At 59.8% G+C, this 24,514-nt stretch carries 26 protein-coding genes and 1 riboswitch; of the genes, 6 read left to right on the top strand and 20 right to left on the bottom strand.

Translation table 11 applies throughout. The features are described from left to right. Nucleotides 1–51: 51 nt before the first annotated feature. Genes ACZYUB_RS06230 through ACZYUB_RS06220 form a run of 3 tightly spaced genes read left to right on the top strand, consistent with a single transcriptional unit; the run spans nucleotide 52 to nucleotide 4,008 of the window. Nucleotides 52–1,683: a tetratricopeptide repeat protein gene (locus ACZYUB_RS06230; RefSeq protein WP_463946427.1), complete on the top strand. Its 1,632-nt coding sequence runs from the start codon at nucleotides 52–54 to the stop codon at nucleotides 1,681–1,683. Further along, nucleotides 1,652–3,154: a tetratricopeptide repeat protein gene (locus tag ACZYUB_RS06225; protein WP_463946425.1), complete on the top strand. Its 1,503-nt coding sequence runs from the start codon at nucleotides 1,652–1,654 to the stop codon at nucleotides 3,152–3,154. Before ACZYUB_RS06230 ends, ACZYUB_RS06225 begins: the two co-directional genes overlap by 32 nt. 44 nt (nucleotides 3,155–3,198) lie before the next feature. Then, a complete protein-coding gene (locus ACZYUB_RS06220; RefSeq protein ID WP_463946424.1) occupies nucleotides 3,199–4,008 on the top strand; it encodes an FkbM family methyltransferase in 810 nt (269 codons plus the stop codon). A 53-nt stretch (nucleotides 4,009–4,061) separates the two neighbouring features. On the opposite strand, the gene ACZYUB_RS06215 is transcribed toward ACZYUB_RS06220, so the two are convergent. From ACZYUB_RS06215 to flgB, 13 genes are all read right to left on the bottom strand, one after another. After that, a complete protein-coding gene (locus ACZYUB_RS06215; protein WP_463946423.1) occupies nucleotides 4,062–5,441 on the bottom strand; it encodes an EAL domain-containing protein in 1,380 nt (459 codons plus the stop codon). 146 nt (nucleotides 5,442–5,587) lie between these two features. Then, nucleotides 5,588–6,724, bottom strand: coding sequence for a hypothetical protein (locus tag ACZYUB_RS06210; protein ID WP_463946422.1), 1,137 nt, complete (start codon nucleotides 6,722–6,724; stop codon nucleotides 5,588–5,590). Between the two features lie 14 nt (nucleotides 6,725–6,738). Then, complete coding sequence (flgL, locus tag ACZYUB_RS06205; RefSeq protein ID WP_463946420.1) at nucleotides 6,739–7,632, bottom strand: flagellar hook-associated protein FlgL; 894 nt, start codon at nucleotides 7,630–7,632, stop codon at nucleotides 6,739–6,741. A 10-nt stretch (nucleotides 7,633–7,642) separates the two neighbouring features. After that, complete coding sequence (flgK, locus tag ACZYUB_RS06200; RefSeq protein ID WP_463946418.1) at nucleotides 7,643–8,947, bottom strand: flagellar hook-associated protein FlgK; 1,305 nt, start codon at nucleotides 8,945–8,947, stop codon at nucleotides 7,643–7,645. Nucleotides 8,948–9,011: 64 nt separating this feature from the next. Next, entirely contained in the window at nucleotides 9,012–9,389 is a 378-nt protein-coding gene (locus ACZYUB_RS06195) for a rod-binding protein (RefSeq protein ID WP_463946417.1), read from the bottom strand. A gap of 2 nt (nucleotides 9,390–9,391) precedes the next feature. Beyond that, nucleotides 9,392–10,510 (bottom strand): lateral flagellar basal body P-ring FlgIL, encoded by a 1,119-nt coding sequence (fgIL, locus tag ACZYUB_RS06190; protein WP_463946416.1) that lies wholly within the window; start codon nucleotides 10,508–10,510, stop codon nucleotides 9,392–9,394. Between the two features lie 8 nt (nucleotides 10,511–10,518). Then, a complete protein-coding gene (gene flgH / locus ACZYUB_RS06185; RefSeq protein WP_463946414.1) occupies nucleotides 10,519–11,181 on the bottom strand; it encodes a flagellar basal body L-ring protein FlgH in 663 nt (220 codons plus the stop codon). A gap of 13 nt (nucleotides 11,182–11,194) precedes the next feature. Then, complete coding sequence (gene flgG, locus ACZYUB_RS06180) at nucleotides 11,195–11,980, bottom strand: flagellar basal-body rod protein FlgG (protein ID WP_463946412.1); 786 nt, start codon at nucleotides 11,978–11,980, stop codon at nucleotides 11,195–11,197. A 27-nt stretch (nucleotides 11,981–12,007) separates the two neighbouring features. Continuing rightward, nucleotides 12,008–12,736, bottom strand: coding sequence for a flagellar basal body rod protein FlgF (locus tag ACZYUB_RS06175; RefSeq protein WP_463946411.1), 729 nt, complete (start codon nucleotides 12,734–12,736; stop codon nucleotides 12,008–12,010). Nucleotides 12,737–12,749: 13 nt separating this feature from the next. After that, nucleotides 12,750–13,952, bottom strand: coding sequence for a flagellar hook protein FlgE (locus ACZYUB_RS06170; protein ID WP_463946409.1), 1,203 nt, complete (start codon nucleotides 13,950–13,952; stop codon nucleotides 12,750–12,752). Nucleotides 13,953–13,970: 18 nt separating this feature from the next. Continuing rightward, on the bottom strand, nucleotides 13,971–14,627 hold the full coding sequence (locus ACZYUB_RS06165; RefSeq protein ID WP_463946408.1) for a flagellar hook assembly protein FlgD: 657 nt from the start codon (nucleotides 14,625–14,627) through the stop codon (nucleotides 13,971–13,973). 11 nt (nucleotides 14,628–14,638) lie between these two features. Then, nucleotides 14,639–15,064 carry a flagellar basal body rod protein FlgC gene (flgC, locus tag ACZYUB_RS06160; RefSeq protein ID WP_463946406.1) on the bottom strand — a complete coding sequence of 142 codons (426 nt, stop codon included), beginning with the start codon at nucleotides 15,062–15,064 and terminating at the stop codon, nucleotides 14,639–14,641. A gap of 3 nt (nucleotides 15,065–15,067) precedes the next feature. Then, on the bottom strand, nucleotides 15,068–15,436 hold the full coding sequence (flgB, locus tag ACZYUB_RS06155; protein WP_463946404.1) for a flagellar basal body rod protein FlgB: 369 nt from the start codon (nucleotides 15,434–15,436) through the stop codon (nucleotides 15,068–15,070). 175 nt (nucleotides 15,437–15,611) lie between these two features. Between flgB and flgA the strand changes: the two genes are divergently transcribed. From flgA to ACZYUB_RS06140, 3 genes are all read left to right on the top strand, one after another. Next, nucleotides 15,612–16,295, top strand: a complete 684-nt coding sequence (flgA, locus tag ACZYUB_RS06150) for a flagellar basal body P-ring formation chaperone FlgA (RefSeq protein WP_463946403.1) — start codon at nucleotides 15,612–15,614, stop codon at nucleotides 16,293–16,295. A 139-nt stretch (nucleotides 16,296–16,434) separates the two neighbouring features. Next, complete coding sequence (gene flgM / locus ACZYUB_RS06145; protein ID WP_463946401.1) at nucleotides 16,435–16,731, top strand: flagellar biosynthesis anti-sigma factor FlgM; 297 nt, start codon at nucleotides 16,435–16,437, stop codon at nucleotides 16,729–16,731. Continuing rightward, nucleotides 16,728–17,183: a flagellar protein FlgN gene (locus ACZYUB_RS06140; protein WP_463946400.1), complete on the top strand. Its 456-nt coding sequence runs from the start codon at nucleotides 16,728–16,730 to the stop codon at nucleotides 17,181–17,183. The genes flgM and ACZYUB_RS06140 overlap by 4 nt, the downstream gene beginning before the upstream one ends. Nucleotides 17,184–17,229: 46 nt before the next feature. On the opposite strand, the gene ACZYUB_RS06135 is transcribed toward ACZYUB_RS06140, so the two are convergent. The 7 genes from ACZYUB_RS06135 to ACZYUB_RS06105 are packed head-to-tail and all read right to left on the bottom strand — an operon-like array spanning nucleotide 17,230 to nucleotide 24,165. Beyond that, on the bottom strand, nucleotides 17,230–17,634 hold the full coding sequence (locus ACZYUB_RS06135; protein WP_463946398.1) for a flagellar protein: 405 nt from the start codon (nucleotides 17,632–17,634) through the stop codon (nucleotides 17,230–17,232). Beyond that, nucleotides 17,634–18,959: a FliI/YscN family ATPase gene (locus ACZYUB_RS06130; RefSeq protein ID WP_463946396.1), complete on the bottom strand. Its 1,326-nt coding sequence runs from the start codon at nucleotides 18,957–18,959 to the stop codon at nucleotides 17,634–17,636. Before ACZYUB_RS06130 ends, ACZYUB_RS06135 begins: the two co-directional genes overlap by 1 nt. Continuing rightward, on the bottom strand, nucleotides 18,953–19,645 hold the full coding sequence (locus ACZYUB_RS06125) for a FliH/SctL family protein (protein ID WP_463946394.1): 693 nt from the start codon (nucleotides 19,643–19,645) through the stop codon (nucleotides 18,953–18,955). Before ACZYUB_RS06125 ends, ACZYUB_RS06130 begins: the two co-directional genes overlap by 7 nt. Then, the gene (locus tag ACZYUB_RS06120) at nucleotides 19,645–20,673 is read right to left on the bottom strand and encodes a FliG C-terminal domain-containing protein (protein WP_463946392.1); all 1,029 of its coding nucleotides are present in this window, start codon (nucleotides 20,671–20,673) and stop codon (nucleotides 19,645–19,647) included. Before ACZYUB_RS06120 ends, ACZYUB_RS06125 begins: the two co-directional genes overlap by 1 nt. Continuing rightward, the gene (gene fliF, locus ACZYUB_RS06115; protein WP_463946390.1) at nucleotides 20,660–22,399 is read right to left on the bottom strand and encodes a flagellar basal-body MS-ring/collar protein FliF; all 1,740 of its coding nucleotides are present in this window, start codon (nucleotides 22,397–22,399) and stop codon (nucleotides 20,660–20,662) included. Before fliF ends, ACZYUB_RS06120 begins: the two co-directional genes overlap by 14 nt. Nucleotides 22,400–22,407: 8 nt before the next feature. Continuing rightward, a complete protein-coding gene (gene fliE, locus ACZYUB_RS06110) occupies nucleotides 22,408–22,749 on the bottom strand; it encodes a flagellar hook-basal body complex protein FliE (RefSeq protein ID WP_463946388.1) in 342 nt (113 codons plus the stop codon). A gap of 15 nt (nucleotides 22,750–22,764) precedes the next feature. Further along, complete coding sequence (locus tag ACZYUB_RS06105; protein ID WP_463946386.1) at nucleotides 22,765–24,165, bottom strand: sigma 54-interacting transcriptional regulator; 1,401 nt, start codon at nucleotides 24,163–24,165, stop codon at nucleotides 22,765–22,767. Nucleotides 24,166–24,424: 259 nt separating this feature from the next. Further along, a riboswitch (cyclic di-GMP riboswitch) is annotated at nucleotides 24,425–24,513 on the bottom strand. Nucleotide 24,514 lies beyond the last annotated feature (1 nt).

Raw genomic sequence — 24,514 nt, 5'->3', positions numbered from 1 at the left:
GCGACTGCAGAACTCTGCACTCTGAATGTCCAGCCGGAAGAGATGCCTCGAATGAATGCAACCCCCAACCGAAGCCTCAGCCCGCTCCAGCGCAAACTGGCTGAAGGCGTCCGCTTGTACCAGCAACAGCAATGGCACGCGGCGAGCCGCACGCTGGAGGTCGTCCTCACCCACGAGCCGAAGCAGTTTGACGCCCAGCATCTACTCGGCCTCATCGCCCACCAGCAACATGATTACGATCGGGCGATCAAGTGCTTTACCCAAGCGATTGCCCTGCAGCCGCTGAACGCCACCCCCTACTACAATCTCGGGCTGACCCTGCAGGAGCGCAAAGAGTATGCAAGCGCCCTGCGGCTGTATCAGATGGCACTGGAGCTGCAACCTGCCAACGTCAAGATCCTCAACAACCACGGCATAGTGCTCAAAGAGCTCAAACAATATGAACGGGCGTTGGCCAGTTATGGCCAGGCCATCACGCTGGATCCCGAGTACGCCAAGAGCTATGTCAATCGAGCGGGAGTCTGGTTGCGCGTGGGCAATATCGAGGCGGCACTGCGGGACTGTGATCAGGCCATTCACCTGCGCGCCGACTATGTCGACGCCTGGTTTAACCGTGCCTTTGTGCTGGCCGAGAGTGGTCGCCATGCCGAAGCCATCACCCATTACCAATATGTGCTGGCGCTGGAGCCGCACCACAAGATGGCGCACTTCGCACTGAGCCTCTGCTACCTGATCACCGGGGATCTGCGACACGGTTGGCAGCAGTATGAGTGGCGCTGGCAGGACACCAGTCTGGGGATCAAGAAACCGACTCTGCCGCAGCCGGAGTGGGATGGCCACAGCAGCCTGGTCGGCAAAAAAATTCTGGTCTACTTCGAACAGGGACTGGGCGACAGCCTGCAATTCTGCCGGTTTGTCCTGCCGCTCCAGGCGCGGGGCGCCGAGGTGATACTGCTGATCCAACCGGCGCTGCAGGAGCTGGTACAGAGCCTGGCTCCTGACCTCCAGGTGGTCTCGGGGGGACAACTACCGGAGGTCGATTATCTGGCTCCACTGCTGAGCCTGCCACGCCTGCTGAATATCCAGTTAACGGATCTGCCCGTAGCCAGCCGCTACCTGCAGGTCCCCAGCGCGGCACAACAGCCATGGCGCCAGCGACTGGGCCCCAAGCAAAAACCGCGCATCGGACTGGTGTGGCGTGGTAACAGCATTCACAAGAACGATCACAATCGCAGCCTGTCACTGGCAGCACTACTGCGGGTACTGCCCGAGCAGTTCGAGTATGTCTGTCTGCAAAAAGATCTGGACGCGGACGAACGTCAGCGGCTGCAGTTGCGACCTGAGATCCGGGTGTTCAGTGATGCACTGCATACCTTTAGCGATACCGCCGCCCTGTGCCAACAGCTGGACCTGGTAATCAGCGTCGATACCAGCGTGGCTCATCTGGCCGGGGCCTTGGGCAAACCGCTGTGGGTACTGTTGCCGTTTAATCCGGACTGGCGCTGGCTCCTGGATCGCACCGACAGCCCCTGGTATCCCCAGGCAACCCTGTTGCGGCAACCTGGCTATGGTGACTGGTCCAGCCTGCTCGACACCCTGCCGCAACGACTGAGCGCCTGGTTCCAAGAACTTCACCCAGCAACACAGCCCCATGCCCGCATCGAACAGCTCGCCGAGGCCTGAGCCGATACCCCGGGCCGAACGCCTGTTTTTGCGCGGCGTGCAATGTCACCGCCAGCACAAGGGCGAGGCCGCCAGCCGTGCCATGGAGCGAGTTCTGGCGCTGCAACCCGACCATCTGGATGCCACCCTCTGGTCCGGCATTCTGGCCTATCAGCGCGGCCAAACCGCCATCGCCGCCGACTGGTTCCAACGCACACTACGGCTCGAGCCCACGCTGGCCAGCGCCCACTACAATCTCGGCCTCTGCCTGCACGATGCCGGTAACCACAAGGGCGCGCTGGCCGCTTATGATCAGGCCATTGCCCTGCAACCGGACCAGGTGGAAGCCTATAACAATCGGGGCCTGTTGTTCGCCGAGTTGGGCGACTATGGCCGCGCCATTGCCAATTACCAACTGGCCCTCGCCCGCCATCCGGACTATCTGGCGGCCCGCTTCAATCTGGGTGTCGCCCGTGCTGCTCAGGGTCAGTTTCAATTGGCAGAACAGGATTATCTGGCGGTCACCGCGCGGGATCCCAGCCATAGCGGTGCCCAGTTCGCCTTGGCGATCCTCTGGCTGACGCTAGGCAACTGGAGCTCGGGCTGGCCGCAATATGAGTGGCGCTGGCGTTACCCGGCCGCCGGCCTATGCCCCGCGGAGCCCGTGGCTCCGCCCTGGGATGGTCAGAGTACCCTCGCGGGGAGACACCTGCTGCTGGATACCGAACAGGGATTTGGCGATACCCTGCAATTTTGCCGCTTTATTCCACACCTGCAGGCCCAAGGTGCCCGCATCACAGTGCGGGCACCGGCTCCGCTCATACCGCTGCTGCAGGCGATGCCTTGCCGGTGCGAGGTCCTGCCGACCGGAGCGGCGGTGACCGCGGACTACCAGCTTGCGCTGATGAGCCTACCGGCGCGGCTCGGCATCACACCCGCCAATATTCCTAGTGCCAGCGGTTACCTCGCCGTTCCGGAGTCCTACCAACTGCGCTGGCAAGAGCGGCTCGGCCCCAGGAGTAGACAGCCACGAATTGGTCTGGTGTGGGCCGGAAATCCGAATCATCGCCAGAATGCGCAACGCAGCCTGCCGTTACGGCGGTTGCTCGACGGGCTACCCGCTGGCTATCAGTATCTGGCGCTGCAGAAGATGCTGCAGCCCGAAGATCAGGCGCCACTGGCCCGCCGGGATGACATCTATTGGCTCGGCAATGAATTGCTGGATTTTGCCGATACCGCCGCCGTCTGCAGCCAACTGGATTTGGTGATTTCCGTCGATACCGCCGTCGCCCATCTGGCAGGCGGCTTAGGCGTCCCGGTGTGGATCCTGCTCCCTCATATTCCCGACTGGCGCTGGCTGCTCACCGACGACACCACCGGCTGGTACGACAGCGCTCGCCTCTTTCGCCAGGAAAAATCGGGGGATTGGGACTCTGTGCTCTATAACCTCCGGCTCGCTCTTACCCGTTTCCCGGAGCTGCTATGCCAGTAGTGCCGGCCCCAACCACTCTTTCTTCATTCAACGGCAGGATTGCAATGGAATACTCAAAACGCCCGGTGGCCTTCGTCATGACCGCGACCCACCACGGGAGCATGCTGGTCAACCGCCACGATTATCGCCTCACCCCCAACGGCGGTTATGGTGTCGGCTTTCAACTGCTCAACCACTCCGCCTTCGATCCCGACGAAATCACTGTTGCCCTGCAACTGCTGCACCTGCGGCGGCAGCATTTCGGCGATGGCGTGATTGCCATCGATTGTGGCGCCAACATAGGGGTGCACACCATCGAGTGGGCCAAAGCCATGTACGGCTGGGGCGAGGTGCTCTCCGTCGAGGCGCAGGAGCGGGTGTTCTATGCCCTCGCCGGCAATATCACCCTGAACAACTGCTTCAACGCCAGAGCCATATGGGCGGCGGTTGGTGAGAAAAATGGCTCCATCGACGTACCGGAGCCGGACTACTTCAAACCCTCCAGTTTCGGTAGCCTGGAAATCAAGCCCGGCGCCCATAACGAGTTTATTGGCCAAACCCTCGACTATTCGGCGGCCGGCACCATCAAGACGCGGATGCTGGCGATCGATAGCTTGGGATTACCACGGCTGGATTTCATCAAGATCGATATCGAAGGCATGGAAATGGAAGCCCTGCGGGGAGCCAAGCAGACACTTCAGCGCTGCAAGCCTCAGTTGATTATCGAAAAAATCAAATCGGATGAAGCGGCCATCACCGCCTTTGTCAGCGCACTGGGCTACAAGACCTTCACCCTGGGCATCAATATTTTGGCTATCCACCACACGGATCCGAGCCTGGCCGCTGTGACACCGCACCCGCCAGCCCAATCCTGATAGCGAGCCATTTGCACGGTCTGTTATTCGCCCTCCGGGGTAACAGACCGCCTTCAATCCGTGATTGCCGCTCCGGCAACCGGGGTGGTGAACAGGCTGGCTAACTGCTCCACCGGCATCGGCTCGCCGATGTAATAGCCCTGCAGATAGCGGAAGTTGAGCCGCTTCAACTCCTTGATCTCCTCCTCGCAGCTGACATGCTCGGCGACCAGTGGAATATTCAACTCCAGCGCGAAAGAGGCGATCGCTTTGACGATGGCATGGGCGGTTTTTTCATGGCGGAACTGTTGAATAATGGAACCATCTACCTTGATGTAATCAATATCAAAGCGGGTGACATACTCGAAGTTGGAATAACCGACGCCGAAATCATCAATGGCCAATCGAATACCGTAATGCTTCAACTGGGCGATAATCTCCTTCATCCGCTCAAAATCACTGACATATTCTGACTCAATCAGTTCGATAATCACTCGCCCCACCATGCCATGACTCTGCACCCCCTCCGTCAAGGCGTTGATAATCCCTTCATCCTTCATATCGACAGCATCCAGATTCAAGGAAACGGTTAATCCGGTATGAGCCATGTCCTTCAGTGCGCTATGGATCATTGCCAGAGTTAATTGCCGATATAAATTGCTGCGTTTCACCACATTCAGAAAGGTGCCGGGCGCATAAATATGACCATCCGGGTCGCGCAATCGAACCAGAGCCTCGCAACCGATAACCTGATTACTATAAATATCCAGGATCGGCTGGTAATAGGGTAATACCAGCCGCGAACGCAGCGCCTGTTGCACCCGGTTCAGAATAAACAGATTCTCCTGATAGGCTTTTTCCAGATGCATTTCTTTTTTGTAGATCACCCAATCCTTACGTTGACGCCGCGCCTCCTCTTTGGCCAGACGGGCGTAGGCCAGCGCTTTTTCATAATCATCAACCCCCAGGCAAATACCGGCGGTAATCGTCAGCAAGGTGGCATGGTCATGGAGGTGATAATTTTCATTGCTGATGAAATAGATGATTTTGCCAATCAGATGCACCACATTGTTATGCTGGTTATTCTGGCATACGACCAGATATTCCCCCTGATTTAATTTATACAACTCACCCTGCTGTTGACATATTCCCTGCAACAGGCGGGCAGTTTTTTGCAGCATCTGCTGACCCATATCATGACCAAAAATAACATTGATATCGGTGAATGAATTCAGCTCAATCAGAATAAATGCCGAGGTGGTATATTTCCCGGGCTGTTGCCCATTCAATACCAGATGTTGCTCATTGGGTAAGCCGGTTAATGCATCAAACAGAGTAGCTGCCCATTGCTTATTCTTTTTGATGGATGAAAAACGCCAATAGATGAGAGCACAGCACAATATTGATAAAAGCCAGAGCGGGGCTAATTCAATAGCCTTCGACAAATATTCCATGACCAGCCCCACTGTCGGGTTAAAAATAAAATTGGCTTAGCGTACGATCTTGCAAATAATATTTCCGGCAGTGAGATCGCAAATATAAAGTCCATCACCATGGATTCTCCGCGTTGTCCAATCGCTCACATCGCGGAGATGCGGGATCACGCCAACAGCGCGACCACCGTCTGCGCTGTGACATTGGCCTGAGCCTGCAAGGTGGTGGCGATCGACTGATAATCGGTCTGTCCCAGCGCCAGTTGTAACTGCCGCTGGCTCTGCACTAATTCGGCCTGACTCAAATCGGACTCCACCGTCCGACTCTGCTGTTCTGCCTGATTCTGGACTTGTTGACGGTAGGTGCGAAGTTGCTGCACCGTCTGCTGAATTTGCTGCTGTAACTGCTGGATCTGCTGCTGCACCTGCTGCCGCTGCTGGCTGCTGTCGGCCGCAGCCACCTGATCCGCCAGCTCGGCGAGAGTACTCCGCTCAGCGCTCAAGCGGACGGTCACCGCATTCCCGGCCGGAACCCGCACCCCTTGCCCCGACATCAGCATCGGCTCACTGAGCTTGCGCTCATTGCCTTGACTGGCGGAAAAACTGAGTTGGCCACTGGCGCTGAGCGTGACCTGAATCCCCTCTTTTTGCAGGGCCTGGTCCAGACTCTCCGCCACGGTTTGCCCGCTCGACCCGGCAGGCAAGGCGACGGTTGCCCCGCTCCGGCTGGAAGGGAAATAGATGCGCACCTGCTCGTTGGCCGGCTTGGCGGAGAGCAGATCGACCTTGTCCAGCACATAGTTCTGGGAACTGCCGCTGTCGGACCACACCGTCGGCTGCAACTGGCCATCCAGGCTGCTCTGTTGCTGCAGCGACTGGTCCAACTGCCGCAGGCGTTGGGACAGGGCATCCGCCTGGGCGGACTCCTGACCGAGCTGGCTCTTGAGCTGACTCAGCTGGCGATAGGTTTGCACCAGGGCCACTTCACTGGCCTGAGTTTCGGCCACCGTGGCTTGGGCTTCGCCCAGCATCGACCAGTTCTGGAACCTGGCCACCCATTCGGCGGTATTACTACTACCCGTCGTCGTAGCGCTGGCGGTGGTCGAGGAGGCATCCTGCGGGCTGCCACGGCGTGAGGTAGCGGCCGCCTGATCATCCAGATAGGCGCTCTTGTCACCACGACCAACGGCCAGATCCTGCGCCGTCCGGCTGCCATCCGGGATCCGGCTCCCCTCGACAGTCGGCTGCCAGGCCGACGTCAGTGCTGTGGTGTCCGTATTCGGAGTCGAGGCCGTGATCGCCATAGGGTCAGTCCCGGTTAGAGTTCATCAAAAAGACTCAGGCCAAGCACAGAAGAGAGCACCTGCTGGGTCACCTGCAAGGTGGTGAGTATCTCCTCGGAGCGCAGGGTGGTCTCGGCATAATCGGCTTCAGAAATCGAGGCGCTGAGCTCTTCGCTATAGAGCAGGGTTTCGCTGTGCGCGCTGGAGAGGGTATCCAGCTGATTGGAGCGGGCACCGATACTGGCAATCGCCGAGCTGAGATTCGAGCTGGCGCTGTCGATGGTATCCAGCATGCTGCTGGCGGTGGTGTTGTCACCACTGGCCAGTGCGGCAACCAGGCCATTCAAGTCGTCAAAAAAGCTGCTGCCGCCACTAAAGAAGACGTCCGACAGGTTGTCGGTACTGGCCACTGTGATGCCATCGCCGACGCTGACCTCGCGCTGATAATCATCCCCGGCGTAGCTATAGGTGTTCGTGGCCTCGTCATACACCACGGGTGCCGTGTCGCTCAGGCTACCGGAGAACAGGTAGTTGCCACCGGCATCGGTCTGGTTGCACAAGTCGACCATGGTATCCATCAAGCCACTGATTTCCGTGGCGATATTCGCCAGATCCTCGCTGTCATAGGTGCCGTTGGCCGCCTGCACCACCAGATCCCGAATCGAGCCCATCACATCGGTCATCGACGAGTACTGGGTCTCGGAGGCACTGAGCTGGCTGCTGGCGGTTTCGATATTCTCGATGTACTGCTCCAGCTGGGTCTGCTGGGACGTCAGATTGCTGACCCGGGCATAGCCGATAGCATTGTCCGAGGGTTTATTGATGGAAGAGCCCGTCGAGAGCTGCTCGGCCACATTGGCATATTCGGAGTACTGACTCTGCAGACTCTTCAGCAATAAGGCCGTGGTTTGGGACGTACTGACGCGCATGGGGCCTCCCTTAGAACATATTCAGGACAGTGTCGAACAACTCATCGGCCACGGTGAGCACCTTGGAGTTGGCCGAATAGATGTTCTGGTAGCTGACCAGATTGGCGGCCTCTTCATCCAGATTGACACCGCTGATAGAAGACAAGCTGTCCTGCAGGGAACTCTGCAGCGAGCTGCTGGTAGTCAGTGCCGAGGATGCCTGACTGCTGATGAGGCCCAGTTTGGTCACCAGTGCGGTGTAGGTCTCTTCCTGCTCCCCCTGCAGATCCAGCATGGAGAGCAGATTGCTGTTGTCTCCGGTACCTGCCGATGCCGAGCTCGCGAAGGCCAGGTCATCCCCGCTAAAGTCGTCAGCTATCGCCAGGGTGCTGGCCGCATCATCCGCGTCATAGCTGAACAACTCGGTACCGGCGCTGCCATTGAGGTCATAACCCGACGTCTGCAGGGCATTAAACTCATCGGCAATGGTCGCCGCCAGGTCATTCAGCGCGTCTTGCGTCGGCTCCAGCACCTCGCTGCTGAACGCCAGCAAGCCCCCCAGACTGCCCGACATCGTCTCGTTGACCGTGCTGGTCTGCTTGCCATAGGTCAGGGTCAAACCGGTGTCGCTGGCGTAATCCAGGTTACCGGATTTGTTGCCACTCACCAGCGTCTGTCCCTGGGGCAGGCTGATGGTGTAGGAGCCATCGTCCTGAGCCACAACCGTGATATCCACCAACTCGCTCAGGCTGCTGATCGCCGCATCTCGACTGTCTTCCAGGGAGCTGGTATCACCGCCAGAGCTTTGCAGCGCCACTATCTTGTCGTTCAGGGCTGCAATCTGGGCCGCCAGATCGTTGGCCGTCGACAGGGTGGAACTGATCTGGCTGTCGATCTGCCCCTGCAGCTCATCCATGTAGCCCGCCAGCGAGTTGACCGCATCACAGACCGCCTCGGCATCGGTGAGCACAGCGGTGCGCAGGGAATCATCATCCGGCGAGCTGCTGGCCGCTTCGAGCGCCGAATAGAAGGTGGTCAAGCTGGAGGTGATATCCAGAGAATCGCTGCTCATCAGCTCTTCCAGATAGGTCGCATACTCGCTGTAGCTGGTGTAGTAGCCCACATCCGAGGTGGTAGCCCAGGTCTGTTGGCTGAGGTAGAAGCTGGTCTGCCGATCCACACTGCTGACGCTCACGCCGCCGGATACCACGCTGGAGAGCGTGACGGTCTGCCGGCTATAGCCATCGGTGTCGGAATTGGCGACGTTGTTACTGATCGCATTCATCACCACCTGGGTAGCCATCAGCCCCGAGGTGGCATTGGAAATCATGGTCATGGCTGAAAACCCCTATCGCGGCATGGCATGCAATACAAAGACGTTATAGAGGTGAAGCGACCGTCTATTTCTGACTCTTTAATGGATCGGCCAGCTTTGTTGCCGATCCGTCCCTCTGTTCCACTACGCCGCCCATCTGTTCGACGATCGTGGCCTGTAAACCGGTACTGTCCTGATTGGCCATCACCATGGCTAACTGGCTATCACACATCTCCTGATAGAAGCGCACGCTGTCACTGCTGACCAGACTCTCGTCACCTGTGATGCTCTCGTTGGCCTTGCGCATCTCGCGCAACACCTGCTGCAAAAACTGCACTTCAAACTGGTTAGCCACCGTATCCAGTGCCGCAGCCGAGTCCGGATTGTGCTTGATGGCGTTTAGCCCTTGAATATCCTGATAAAAACTCAGGTTGCTGCTTGACTCATTGGCATCAATTTTCATCGTCAGATCACCATCAATTCCGCATCCAGGGCGCCAGCTTCATGCAACGCCTGCAGGATCGCCATCAGATCATCCGGATTGGCACCTAACGAGTTGATCGCCTTCACGATCACCTCCAGCGAGGTGCCTTCCGGCCAGATGAACATATTCTGCTGCGGATGATTGACCTGGATACTGCTGTTGGGGGTGGTGGTGGTCTGCCCCAGCGACAAGGCGTTGGGCTGACTGACATTCTGGCTCTCGGTAATGCTGACCGTCAGGTTGCCGTGGCTGACCGCCGCCTTGCTGACCCGGACATCCTGACCGATCACCACGGTGCCGGTACGGCTGTTGAACACCACCCGCGGTCGCTCCCGTCCCATATCCACATCGATATCTTGCAGCAGAGCCAGAAACGAGGTGCGCTGACTCTCATCCTGCGGCGCACGCACCAGAATGCGACCGGCCGAGACCGCGCGGGCCACAGGCCCCATCTGCCGATTGATCGCCCGCGCCACATTACTGGCGGTGCGGAAATTCGGGCTCAACAGATTCAGCACCACCTCCGGCTTCTCGCCGAAGTTCAAGGGGATCTCCCGCTCGACGATACCACCGCCGGGTATGATGCCGCTGGTCGGCACATTGACCGTCACCGAGCTGCCGGATTCCCCTTCCGCCTTCAGACCGCCGACCACCACATTGCCCTGGGCCACGGCATAGACCTCGCCGTCGATGCCGCGCAGCGGTGTCAGCAGCAGGGCGCCCCCACGCAGACTCTTGGCATCGCCAATCGAGGAGATGGTGATATCCAGCTGCTGACCGCGCCCGGCAAAGGCGGGTAAGCGCGCCTGCACCGACACCGCCGCCACGTTCTTCAGCTTGGGATCCAGATCATCCGGCAGCTGCACGCCGAACTGCTTGAGCATGTTGGTCATCGACTGGCTGGTGAACTCCACCTGATTGCGATCCCCGCTGCCGGAGAGCCCCACCACCAGACCGTAGCCCACCAGCAAGTTATCGCGCACCCCCTGCACATCGACGATATCCAGCAAGGGGCGGGATCGTACCGACTGCGGCAGGGTCACCTTGGCGTGAACCGGCGCCAGCAACAAGGCCAGCGCAACATAAACAAATGGTTTCATAACGGTTCCTACAGGGGCGACAAGGCGCTGTTGAAGAAGGTGCTTAACCAGCCCGACTGGTTGGTGTCGGCCAGAGCCCCACGACCGGCATAGGTGATATGGGCATCGGCGATGCGCTGGGAGGAGATGCGGTTGGCCTGATCGATATCTTCGACCCGAACCGTGCCATTGAGCCGGATGTATTCATCCCCTTGATTGAGGCGGATCCATTTCTCACCGCGGATCTGCAGCACGCCGTTGCTCAGCACATTGGCCACCGTCACCGTGATGGCCCCCGACAGGCTGTTCTGCTGGCTGGAGGTTGCGGAGCCGTCAAAGCCCCGATCCGCCTCCAGGCTGGTAGTCCAGCTGTTCTTCGCCTTGCCGCCTATGGTCGGGGTCGGCAACTCCAGGCTGCTGCTCTTGCCGAGCTGGGTCGCCGCCTTCTTGCTCGACTGGGTGCTCTCTTCCAGGGTCACGGTCAGGATGTCACCGATCCGGTAGGCTCTGCGGTCCTGAAACAGGGTAAACATGTAATCGCGGCGATAGAGGCTGCCATCCTCGCCCTTGCTCGTGGTGCTGACGGGTGCCGTGGGTCGCCACTGCGCCTCGTCATCGGCAGGCGGGATCACCTCATAGCTGGAACAGGCGGCGAGCCACAGGGGCAGAAGCAAAAGGATGCAACATCTCATGGCGATATTCCGCTTACATATTCTGGGAGACGTATTGCAGCATCTCGTCGGATGCGGCAACCACCTTGGCATTCATCTCGTAGGCGCGCTGGGTGGCGATCATATCCACCATCTCCTCCACCACGCTGACGTTGGAGTTTTCCAGCGCATACTGCTTCAATGCGCCGAAAGAGTCCTCGCCCGGCACCCCTTCCACCGCATCCCCCGAGGCTTCGGTGGCCTGATACAGGTTACCGCCGGTGGCCGCCAAGCCGGCCGGATTGACGAAATTGACCAAGGTCACCTGGCCCAGCTCCTGCGCCTCGGCCTGACCACTGATGGTGGCGGAAACCGTGCCATCGGTGCCGACACTGATGGCGGTGGTGTTTTCCGGCACAGTAATCTGCGGCAGCAAGGGCAGCCCGGAGGCGTTGACCACCACGCTGTCGGAGTTGACCTGGAACTGGCCATCCCGGGTGTAGGCGGTCTCACCGTTGGGCAGCTCCACCTGGAAGAAGCCCTGACCGTTGATCGCCAGATCCAGCTGATTGCTGGTGGTCTCGTAATCCCCGGTGGTAAACACCTTCTGGGTACCGACCACCCGCACCCCGTTCCCCAGCTGGATACCACTGGGCGACTCATTCTGCTGATCCAGCTGCGCACCCGGCTGCACCTGCACCTGATAGAACAGGTCCTGAAACGCGATCCTATCCTTCTTGAAGCCGGTGGTATCCACGTTGGCCAGGTTGTTGGAAATGGTGGTCAGCTTGGCATCCATCGCCGCCAGACCGGTCTTGCTTACCCATAAGGCTGTTTGCATCTACTCATCATCCTGTTGCTGTGCGGCTCAGGCCGAAATCATCTCGTTACCCAATTTCGCCTGCTCGTCAGAGCTCTGCATCAACTTGACCTGCAGCTCGAAATTGCGCGTCATCTGCAGGCTCTGGATCATCTCGTCGACGGCGTTGACGTTGGAGTCCTCCAGATGACCACTGGCCAGGATCACGTTCTCGTCGCTCTCCGCCGTCTCCCCACTGTCGAGGCGAAACAGGCCATCGGTGCCCTTGACCAACTGGCTGGTCTCCGGATTGACCAACTTGATACGCCCGGCTTCGATCAGCGCGCCGCCACCCGGAGGGGTCACGGTAATGGTGCCATCGCTGCCGATATCCAGATCCCGGTAATCGGGCAAGACCAGCTCGCCGCCCTCGCCCAATACGGCGCGGCCATTCACGGTCAGGCGGCCATCGGACTCCACATTCATATTGCCCGCCCGGGTATAGGCCTCTTCGCCTGCGGCGGTCTGCACCGCCAACCAACCGCTGCCGCGAATACCGACATCCAGGGTACGTCCGGTGCTGACCAGAGCCGCGGCACTGAAATCCGTGCCCGGTGTCAGCTCGCTGGCCAATACCCGGCTGTCAAAGCCATCCCCCTGCAGGGCGGTGGAGCTGACCCGCTCGAAGTCGGCGCGAAAGCCGGTGGTATCCACGTTCGCCAGGTTATTGGCATGGATCTGCTGGGCCATGAGGGAGTGTTGGGCTCCCGACATGGCGGTATAGATGACTTTTTCCACTGGTTATCCGTTATCAGAAGGTGTTGAACAGCACGCTGGAGAGCTCATCGGCGGTCGACAGCACCTTGGAGTTGGCCTGGTAGTTGCGCTGCAGCGCCATCAGATCCACCAGCTCTTCGGTAATGTCGACATTCGAATCCTCATAAGAGCCGACCGTCAGGGTGCCGGCAATGCCATCCCCGGCGGTACTCAGCACCGCATTGCCGGAGTCCTTGGTGGCATACCAGATGGTGCCATCGCCCTGCTCCAGGCCATCGACGTTGACGAAGGTGGCCAATACCACCTGACCTTGCAGCAGAGTTTCGCCATTGCTGTAGGTGGCGTAGAGGTAGCCTTCATCATCGAAATAGACATCCGACAAGGTGCCCGCCGTGTAACCATCCGCTTCGTTGGTGGTGGTGGTGGAGTCCATCGAATATTGGGTGAACTCACCGTAATCCACGCTGATGGTGACATCATCGGCGCCGTCGGCACTGAAGGTGAGACTGGTCGCGGTAGTCGGTGAGGCCAGGGTCCCATCCTCGTTAAAGGTCAATGCCGTCGTCACGGCAGCACCGCTGGAATCCGTCAGCTGGGTACCATCCACGCTGTAGTAAACCGACCAGCTGTTATCGCCGGTTTTGACATAGTACTGGCTCAGGGTGTGTTCCGAGCCGAGCGAGTCATAGAGGGTCGAGGTGGCCGAATAGTTATAGGTACTGCTGTCATCGATATCGAAACTGTCGGTGATGGTGGTCGACGAGGCGTTGAGGTTGGCCTCCAGCTCCAGCGTGGTCGACGCTTCCGCCGCCAGGGTGGTGGTGGTGATCTGCAGATCGGTCACCTGCCCCTCTTCCAGCTCGCCATCCGCATTGACGGCATAGCCCTGCAGGTTCCAGCCGTTGCTGGCCAGGAGATAGTTATCGGAATCCACCGAAAAATTACCGGCCCGGGTGTAGGCCGTTTCCTGGCCATCGCTGATCACGAAGAAGCCACTGCCGGAGATGGCCAGATCCAGATCGCTACCGGACTCCACCAGGGAGCCATCGCTGGAGAAGCTCTGGGTCACGGTGGACGACTCCACACCGCCCGCTTGTCCACCGCTGTAGATGGCAGAAAACGAGGTGGAAGAGGATTTATAGCCCGCAGTCGAAGCATTGGAGATGTTGTTACTGACGGTATCCAGCGCGTCGCTCGTTGCCAGCAGACCACTCATACCAATGGAGTACATAGACATAAATAGGGTTCCTTCGGGTTAAGTCTTGGAGACGGCAACCACATCGTCCAGCGCCACAGTTCCGGCGCCGGAAACCTGAAGCTGGACACCGTCATCATCCAGGGTGACGGACTCCACTTCGGAGTTCAGATACGTGGTCTCATTGGTGGTGGTGCTGTCGGCGCTGGAGACTGCGGTCACCGTGTAGGTTCCGGCGCCGAGATCATCGAAACTGAAACTGTAGGTCCCCGCACTGGGACTGCTGCTGGTTTCGCTGCTGATCAGGGTGCCATCCGCGTCATAGACACTGATGGTCAGGCTGTCGGCGGCGCTGTCGAGAGTCACCTGGCCACTCAGGGAACCATCGGCGCTCAAGGTAGTGGAGCTGCTTTCAACCAGAACACTCTGCCCGACCAGATTGGTGCTCTGCAGCGCCGTTAGATCCTCGACCAAATCGTTGGAGGTGGTCTGCAAACTGCTGAGATCTTCCAGCGACTGCACCATGCTCAGCTGGGAGAGCTGGCTGACATAGGTGCTGGAGTCGATGGGATCGGTCGGATCCTGGTTCTGGATCTGGGCTACCAGCAGATCGATAAACTCGATCTGCAGCTCGTCCGAGGTGCTGCTGGAGCTTACGGTTTCCTCATCGCTGCTGCTGGTGGTGGAACTACTGGTTGATACGACGGAAATAGTCACTACGGTACTCCTTAGCTCTGCTCACCCAGACCCAGCAGCCCCTGCTGCATGGTGCCAATCCGTTTGAGCACTTCCACGCTGCTTTCAAAGCTGCGCGAGGCACTCATCATGTCGGCCATCTCCTCCACCGTATTGATATTGGCGTAGTAGACATGGCCATCGGCATCCGCCAGGGGATTGTTCGGCTCGTAACGCTGCAGGGGTTTGTCATTACTCGGGATCACATCGGCGATCGCCACGCTGGCCGCCCCCAGTTGCCCCAACTCCTGCACCTGCTGATAGACCGACTGGAACACAGGGCGCACCGCCCGATAAGCGGCATCGGCGCTGCCGGCAGCACTATCGGCGTTCGCCAGGTTGGAGGCCACGGTATCCAGGCGCACCGTCTGGGCACGCATGGAGCTGGCGGCAATGTCGTAAATCGCGTCGAATGACATGGTTTAGCTTCCTTCGATGGCCGTGGTCAGCCCTTTGATTTTCAGGTTCAGAAAGGTCAGGCTGGTGTCGAAGGCCACCGAGTTGGCGGCAAACTTGCTCTGTTCAACCTGCAACTCGACGGTGTTGCCATCCTGGGAGGTCTGATAGGGGATGCGATACAGCAAATCCGCATCACTGGCGGCACTCACGGTCTCGCCTTGACCTTGACGACGGGCGACATCACTCATCACCGCCTGGTAGTCCAGATCCTGGGCCAGATAGCCCGGGGTATCGACGTTGGCCAGGTTACTGGCAATCACCTGCGCACGATCCAGCTTGGTCTGCAGGGCATAGGGTGAAACCCCCAGCGCATCGTCCAGACTTAGTGCCATTCCTTCCTCCTGTTGAGCTGAGCATGACTCTCTGCCAGAATCGAGTTAACAAGAGTCGTGCCAGCTATTCGAGGCCATATAAATCAACAGGTTATGTGATAAATCAGTATCGAGTCACCCGCACGCGGAAGCCCGACTTCCGGCTGGGTGCCGTCGGCTCGCCCTGAGTCTGCTGTTGTTGTTTCCGCTTGGGTGTCTGGCGGCTCCCAGCGAGCCTGACGCCTTGCTGCAGGCCCTCAGCCAGCAGGCGCGTCAGGAGCTGGAACAACAACTGACCACGCTGGGCTGGCAGGCGCTCGAGGTGCACTACAGCCCCTGGCTCCCCGAGGGAGCCAGCAAGTTGCCGCCCTGCCCCCAGCCCTTGCAGATCCAGCGCAGTAACCCGCAGGCACCACCCTGGGGCCGACTCAGCTATCAACTCAGTTGTCCGGCATCCCCCGCCTGGCAGACCCGGGGACGAGTAGATGTCAGTCTGAGTCTGGAGCTGTGGGTGGCCCGGCATAGCCTGAAAAAGGGACAAGTGCTGCAAGCGACCGATTTGCAGCCTCAAAACGTCACCGTGGATCGTTTGTTCCGCAGTTTCACCCCCATCCAGCAATCTCTGCTCGGTTATCGCACCTTGCGCAAGGTCCGCGCCGGCCAGTTGCTCAGCACCGCCGATCTGGGCGCGCCCCTGCTGGTCCACAAGGGACAGGAGGTCACCCTCTATGCGCGCACCCCGGAGTTCAGCGCCAGTATGCGCGGCATCGCGCTGGCCGATGGTGAACTCGGGGAGAGTATTACCGTGCGCAATGTAACGAGTAATAAGGAAGTGCAAGCCACTGTTACCGCCGCCGGAGAGGTCGAAACCCGCTTTTGAGAGATCAGAATGGCCCGTGCACCGGTCACGCCGAAAACCGGGCAGGCGTGGGCAACGGGGCGGAAGCAGGAGGGCCTCAAGTTTTCCGCCGGCACAGTCGCTTCTTTTCAGGTAGCACACTTATTTGCAGGAGAGCGGCATGAAAATTACCCAGGATGCCCAGAACTTCACCAGCAGCGCATTATCATCCAGCGCCATCACGCGACCCGCGGCCGCCGGGGAAACCGTTGCCAGCACCACAAGCCGCTACCAGAGCCCGGAAAGTAGCGTCAGCAGCGATGCCTTATGGCTCGACGCCGCCCAGCAGGAGCTGGCAACGACCAGCGATGTGGATATGGAGAAGGTGCAGCAATTGCAGCAGGCGATCGCCAAGGGTGAGTTGGTACTGGACACCCAGGCGCTGAGTGAAGCAATCCTGGAGATGCACCGCTCATGACCCGTAGCGAGATCATCAAGAGCCTGATCCTGGGGATACAAACCGATATCGCCGACTACACCGAACTGCAACGCCTGCTCGAACAGCAATTTCAGCTGCTCAAGGATCGGGATACGGCCGCCATCACGGCGCTGAACCACGCCCATCAGTCGATGGTCGCCAAGTTGCAACGATCGGCGGTAGAGCGCACCCGTCAGTTGGGCTTGCTGGGGATCAATGCCGATGAACAGGGTATGACGGTGTTATTGGGGCAACTGCCACCAGCACTCAAGCTACGCCTGAAACCGATCTGGAATCGGTTGTGCAAGCTATTGCAGCAATGCCAGCAACAGAATGAAGTCAATGGCCGCTTGTTGCGTTGTCAGTACGATGTCATCCAGCGCATGCTGCATGGCGAACCCAACTACGACTACGCCCCGGGTCTCTTTACGGGCCACAACGCCGGGTATTAAATCCAACGCCAGGGCGCTGCAGCGCCCATACTCCCAAGAGGCGCCGTCAGCGGCCAAATCGCTGATTATTGAACTCATCCATCTGCTGTTGCTGCTGGCGGTTCTGCCGATACTGCACCGCGTCGGCCCGCTGGCGCAACAGCAGCTCCAGCCCCTTGACCTTGCCAATCTGCGCGCGAAGCAGCCCTTCCAGATGGCTTAAATCCTGACGCGCCAGCGCCACCTTATCTACCTGCAACAGCCAGAGGCGCTCCATCTGGCGTCGCATATGGTAGTAATTTTCCCGGATCAACAATTGCCGCAGATCCAACCCCTCACCCATCTCGGCCAGGAGTCGCGCCAGGGTCTGTTCACGCTCCTGCTCACGCTGGATGCGCTGCAGGATCTGGCCGCGCTGGTTGCCCAACTGCTCCAGCTCGGTGCGCTGCAACTCCAGATAACGGACCAGCATCAGCTCAACACCTGCTGCAGATCCTGCAGGCTCCGGGCAAATGGACTCTGCTCCTGCAGCCCCTGTTGCAAGAAACGGGCGAGGGCCGGATGACGGCGCACCGCCTCATCCATCTCGGGATCCAGCCCGGCCTGATAGCCGCCCAGCGGCAGCAATTCACGCACCTGCTGATAGCGCCCCGACAGTTGCCGCAAGCGGGTGGCTAGCTCCAACTGCTCGGCCGCGACCACCTGGGGCATCACCCGGCTCACCGAAGCATTGATATCGATAGCCGGATAGTGCCCCTGCTCGGCCAGCTGGCGACTGAGAACAATATGACCATCCAGGATCGCCCGCGCCGCATCGGCAATCGGATCCTGCTGATCATCACCCTCCGCCAGTACCGTATAAAATGCGGTCAGACTGCCGCTGGCCTGCTCGCCATTGCCCGCCCGCTCCACCAACTGGGTCAGCAGAGAAAACACCGAGGGCGGATACCCCCGGGTCGCCGGAGGTTCACCCAGAGCCAGGCCGATCTCGCGCTGGGCTTGTGCATAACGGGTCAAGGAGTCCATCAGCAGCAGCACATCCTGACCCCGATCCCGATAATACTCGGCCAGACGATGGCACAACTGGGCGGCACGCAGCCGCTGCAGCGGCGACTGATCGGCCGGAGCCGCCACCACGATGGCCTTGCGGCGCCCCTCGGGCCCCAGACAGTGGTCGATAAACTCCCGAACTTCCCGACCCCGCTCGCCTATCAGACCGACGATCACCACCTGGGCCTGGGTATAACGGGTCATCATCCCCAGCAACATACTCTTGCCGACCCCGGAGCCGGCGAACAGTCCGAGACGTTGTCCCTTGCCGGGGGTCAGCAGGGCATTGATAGCCCGGATGCCGACATCCAGCGGCTCGGTCACCGGCTGACGCAGCAGCGGGTTGGGCGGCGTCATAATCAGCACGGCCGGATCGCCCCGCTGCGCCAGCGGTAGGCCGTCCAGGGGTTGCAGCAGACCATCCACCACCCGTCCGAGCAGATGGTCACCGAGCCACAGCTCGACCTCGTGGTCCAGGGGTTCGACCCGGGCCCCCACGTAGAGTTGCCGGGTCAACTCCAGCGGCATCAGGTAGGCGATCTCCCGATCAAACCCCACCACCTCCGCCGCCAACTGGCGTCCGTCCCGGGTGGCAACCCGGCAACGTTGTCCCAGCGTCAACTGGCAACCGGTCACCTCCAGCGTCAAGCCGGTCACCCGGACCAGACGACCATAGTGACGGGTCACATCAATCCCCGGCAGCGGTGCTTGCAGCCGCGCCAGACCTTCTTGCCAGCGGCTTAACATGGCGCCTCGGTCAAGACACTCCGCACATGGGCCATGGATTGAGCCAGACGATCGGCACACAGGGATTCGACCGTGCTCTCCGGACTGCCGATCCGGCAATCGCCGCGCGCCAGCGCGGGCTCCGGCAGCAGGGGCCACCCCTGACACTCCCGCACCCCGACCGCCTGTAACGCGGCGACATCGTCCGGATGCAGCCAGATCTTCAGCGGCCCTATCTCTGCAGGGAGACGAGCCAGCACCTGCGCCACCAAGGCGGCACGCTGCTCGGGGGCCTGCAGCAACTCATGTTGCACCACCTGCTGCGCCACCTGCTCCACCAGTTGCAGCAGTAAGGCCTGCTGACTGGCGAGCTGGGCTTGTTCCCACTCGGCCAAACGACTCATCAGGCTTTGCAGCGGCGCCATGGCCTGCTCGAAGCGGGCGCGCCCCTGACGTTCACCCTGGGTCTGCCCCTTGGCCATACCCTCCTTGAGCCCCTGCTCCAGTCCCTGCTGAAATCCTTCCTGGTGACCGACCTGTTGGCCGGCCGAGATCCCTTGCTCCATCCCTTGCTGATAACCCTGCTGGAAAGCTTGCTGGGGATCCGCCTTAGGCATTCCGGACAAGTTCGGGCTCAGAGCCGGGAAGCGATAGGGCCGGATGGCGGCATGTTCATCCAGCGGCAATCTATGCGGCGATTTGACCATCAGCTCACCACCGGCTCTTCAAACAACATGAACTCGATTTCGCCCTGCTCGACCATGCTGCGCACAATCTGCATGATCTCGCCACGCGCCTGGGCCACCTTGCTGAGCGACACCGAGCCCTGCCCCTGCATCTGGGTATCGATGGCCTGCGCCATTCGCTTGGGCAAGGCTCCCAGTACCACTTTGCGAAACTGGGCATCGGTCCCCTTGAGAGCAACCGCCAGCGTCTCGGAAGGCACTTCTTGCAACAGCTGCTGCAGCACATCGGCACCCTGCCGCTTGAGGGTATCGAAGTCGAACATGTTTTTCTCGATATCCCCCGCCACCTTGGCATCGTACAGCCGCAACATCTCCAGCATCTGGGAGCGATCGCCGCGATAGCGGTTGAGGATATCCGCCACCTGGCGTACGCCATCGACCTGGGCGCCTGCCTGCTCGGCCACGTAGGCCAGGCAACGTTCCAGCGTGCCGCGCAACTCCTGCAGCACCACCTCACTGATCTCCTTGAGGTTGGCCACCCGGAACAGCAATTCGTCATGCTGGCTCTGGGGCAGAGTGTCGAGCACTGCCGAGGAGGTTTCCGACGGCAGGAACGCCAGCAACACCGCCTGCATCTGCGGATGCTCGTTGACGAAGAAGCGGCCCAGCACCTCGGGCGGCACCCACTGCAGCAGTTGCACATCGCTCTGCACCTCGTCGCCATACAGGCCATCGAGCATGCTGCGGGCAAACTTGGGGCCCAGAGCCATGTCCAGGGTGCGCTGCAGGTAGGAGCGCGAGGCGCCGCTGATCCCGCTCTGCTGTTTGTACTGGCCAAAGAACTGCTGGAGGATCCACTTCGCCTCTATGGTCGAGACATTGTGCAGCTTGGAGATGGCGCGGCTCAGGCGCTGCACCTCTTCACGGCTCAGTCGCTTGAAGATCTTGGCCGCCGACTCCTCGCCCATGCTCAGCATCAGGATGGCGGCCTTTTCCAGGTCTTCAATCTGCAGATCGATGGCAGACTGGTTGATATTAAGATCGATCATTGTTGCCATTCACCCACAGTTTGATCACCTCGGTCACCCGGGTGGTTTCCTGATCCACCAGCAGCTGCAAGTGCTTGAGCTGCACATCATAGTCACTGCCCACCGGCGGCAACTCCTCAAGCCCCAGAGGCGGCAAATCCATCTCGCCGGGCAACATATCTTCCAGCACCGCCATCATGTTCGGCGTCATGTTGTTCTGACTCTTGCCCAGGGTTGGCTCACTCGCAAAGCCCGACTCGCGCTCCTCGTTCGAGGCGCGCTCCACCGGTGCCGGCTTGTTCTGCTGCACCAGATGCTTGACCAATGGCCGGATCCCCAGCAGCACCAACACCAGACACAACAGGGTGCCAATGCCATAGCGCATGGCGCTTTGCAGGATCGGTTTTTGCCACCAGGCCTCACCATAGGCACTCGGATCGACAGCCGCCAGCGTGAAGGGGAAGCTGGTCAGGCTGATCTGATCGCCGCGGTCCGCTTCAAAGCCCACGGCACGCTGCACCATGGCTTCCATCTCGCCCAACTGCTCCTTGCTCCAGCCACCTTTCGGGGCAATGCTCTGGTTCAGCAGCACCGAGACATGCAGTTGTTGCAGACGCCCCTGCTGGAACTGGGTATGGGTCACCGAGCGGCCATTTTCATACTCGCGATTGAACTCGCTGCGCTGGCTGCGGGCATCAGTCGGTGCCGGGTTGGTCTCCGATTTGCTCTTATCGGCATCAGTCGCGGTCACCGGCGGCCGGTTGGAGAGCGAGCCCGGAATGCCGGCGGCAATCTTGTCCACCGAGTCATCGTTCTTGCCGGTTTCACTGCGCAACACCGGCGTCGGATCCACGGTTTCATGGGTCTCCTCCACCTTGTTGAAATCGACGTCTGCCGCAACCTGAATACGGAAATTATCACTCCCCAGCAGGGGATAGAGCATGTCGGCGGCACGCTGGCGAGTGTAATCCTCCAGACGGCGCACATAATCGATCTGCTGCAGACTCATCTGCCCCATGCCATCGCCATCGGCCAGATCGGCGCTCAGCAAGCGTCCGGTCTGATCCACCACAGTCACGGCTTCGGGTTTCAGGCCACTGATGCTACCGGCCACCAGATTGACAATCGCCTCCACCTGGCCGCGCTCCAACTGTTGGCCAGCCGCCATGTCCAGCATCACGGAAGCCGTCGGCCGCTCTTCCTCCCGACCGACAAACAGGGTGCGCTTGGGGATCGCCAGATGCACCCGGGCACTGCGAACCGCATCCAGCCCTATGATGGTGCGGGCCAATTCGCCCTCCAGGGCATTGCGATAGCGCATGTTCTCCATGAACTCGCTAGTGCCCAGACCGACCTTGGTATCCAGCCCCTCCATGCCGGATGGCATGGCGGCGCGGACCCCGCGAGCCGCCAAGGCAATCCGCACCTGGGCCAGTTGTGCTTCCGGTACCAATACCTGGCCCGAGGCGGTATCCAGCTTGAACGGCACCTGCTCCTTTTCCAGCAACTCGAGGATATTGGCGGTGTCGTACATCTCCTGACGTCCATACAGGGGGACATAGTTCTGACTGGCGGTCCATAGGATCACCACGATACTGGCCGCCACCACGGCGGCCAGCAGGGCAATCACCAACACGGAACGATTGTCCCGCGACTGCTGGCGCCAGCGTCCCCACCAGCCACTCAGAGTCTGCCGGGCATCCTGGGCTCGCACATCGAGACCTGTTTTCTTGATTAACTCGCTCATACCGGTTCCTACAGCGCCATGTTCATGATGTCATCGAAACCCGTCATCACCTTGTTACGCGCCTGCACCAGAGCCGAAAAACTCAGTCCTGCTTTTTGGGCCGTAATCATGGCACCCACCATGTCGGTGCTCTGTCCCAACTCCACTGCCTGCATCTGGGCGGCAGCACTGTTTTGTACGCTATTGACCTGATGGATCGCCGCACTGAAAACATCGGCAAACGAAGTGGCCGCCACCTCGCCACCCGCAGCAGGAGAAGCCGGAGCTATCGATTCACCCGCCGCCACATGACTCATTTCATCCATACGCCCCAACAGGGTGGCCTGGCTCGCCAGCATTTCTACTTGCATTGACTATTCCCTTAATTACTGACGGACCAACTGGTCGATATCGATTCCCTGCTCGCGCATCGCCGCCAACTTGTAGCGCAGCGCGCGGGTGGTCATGCCCAGCGCCTCCGCAGTACGGGTGCGATGGCCATGGAAGCGGCGCAAGGTTTCGAGCACACATTGAAATTCGGCACTGCGCTTGCTGCTGTGCAGATCGGTGATGGGAAATGGTTTTCGGGGGGCAGCAGTGTCAGACAGCGCCTCCACTCCTGGCCACTGGATCGTCGGGCTGGCAGCCACCTGGGGTAATTGCAGATCCTCGGGTTGCAATGAGAGCCCCCGGCACAGGATCAATGCCCGTTGCATGACATTTTCCAGCTCCCGCACATTCCCCGGCCAGTCGTAGCCGAGCAAACACTGGCTCGCTTCCCCGCTCAGGGTATGACCCTGTTGCGGCGCGTATTTGTCGATGAAATGCTGGGCCAACGGCAGTATATCCACCGGACGTTCCCGCAAGGCGGGCCAGCTCAGTGGCAACACATCCAGGCGATAGTAGAGATCCTGACGAAACTCGCCGCGGGCGACCATGGTTCGCAGGTCCCGGTTACTGGCCGCGATCACCCGTACATCCAGGCGGATGGTCTGATGGCTGCCCAAGCGCTCCAGCGTGCGCTCCTGCAATACCCGCAGCAGCTTGGCCTGCAGCGGCAGGGACAACTCACCGATTTCATCCAGCACTAGTGTGCCGCCCTGAGCCAATTCGAATTTTCCCGGCATCGACTGCAGGGCTCCGGTGAAGGCGCCCTTGCTGTAACCGAACAGCATGGATTCCAGCATGTTCTCGGGGATAGCCGCGCAGTTGACCGCCACATAGGGAGCATTACGCCGCGGTGATTGGGCATGAATAAACTGCGCCAGACACTCCTTGCCAGTCCCCGACTCCCCGGTGATCAACACCGAAGCCGAGGTGTGAGCGGCACGCCGCGCCAACTGGATAACCTGGCGCGCTGCATGGGAGCGTACCACCAGATTCGGCATCGGATGCAACAGCAGCACCATCTCCTGCAAGGCATGGTGTAACTGGGCCGCTTGAAAGGGCTTTTGCAGATAATCGACGGCGCCCAGGCGCAGGGCCTCACCGGCTTCCCGGCTCTGATGGGGCTCCACCAGCACCAAAATCAAGGCCGCCGGGTAGCGCCGGTGCAGATCCGCCACCACTCGTCCCACCGCGTGATCCAGAGTATCCGTATCCACCAGCACCAGCGTCGGCGCCCGGCGCGGCGCCAGGGCCTGACTCAGCGTCGTGACCCATTCCGCATGGACACCCCACAGGGCCAAACTGGCTGCATGTTGCCGATACAAACTTTGGCGAGGATCGAGAGCCAACAGGCTCATGCCATCCAGGGTTGGCACGGATTCACATAATGGAATCGGCATGAAGACGTTCTCCGTAGCGCCATAACCAGAAACAAGAGAACGCAGACACAGCAGGAGATCTGTTGACCATGTGCTCACTCGTTCATACACAATTTGGATCTGAGACCAGCTCGGATACCTGATTGCTGACAATAAGCAAATGCAACGGAAGCTAAGGACGGACAGCGGATAGGCGGGCACGCACCATCGCAATATGACATCGCGTGATAGGTGCGAGAGCAAACAGGAGCCGCCGGAACGACTCCCTACAGATCTGCTATCTGGCAACCCCGCTATCATGGCCCCAAATGGGCGGTAGACCGGAGGCTTTGCGTCCTGAACTTTCGTATCAGTTTGCCGCTTTTTTCAC

The organism is Pseudaeromonas sp. HNCC25DJ182, assembly GCF_055413365.1.
The sequence above is the reverse complement of the archived record's forward strand: the minus strand, read 5'-3'. Positions and strand labels throughout refer to the sequence as shown.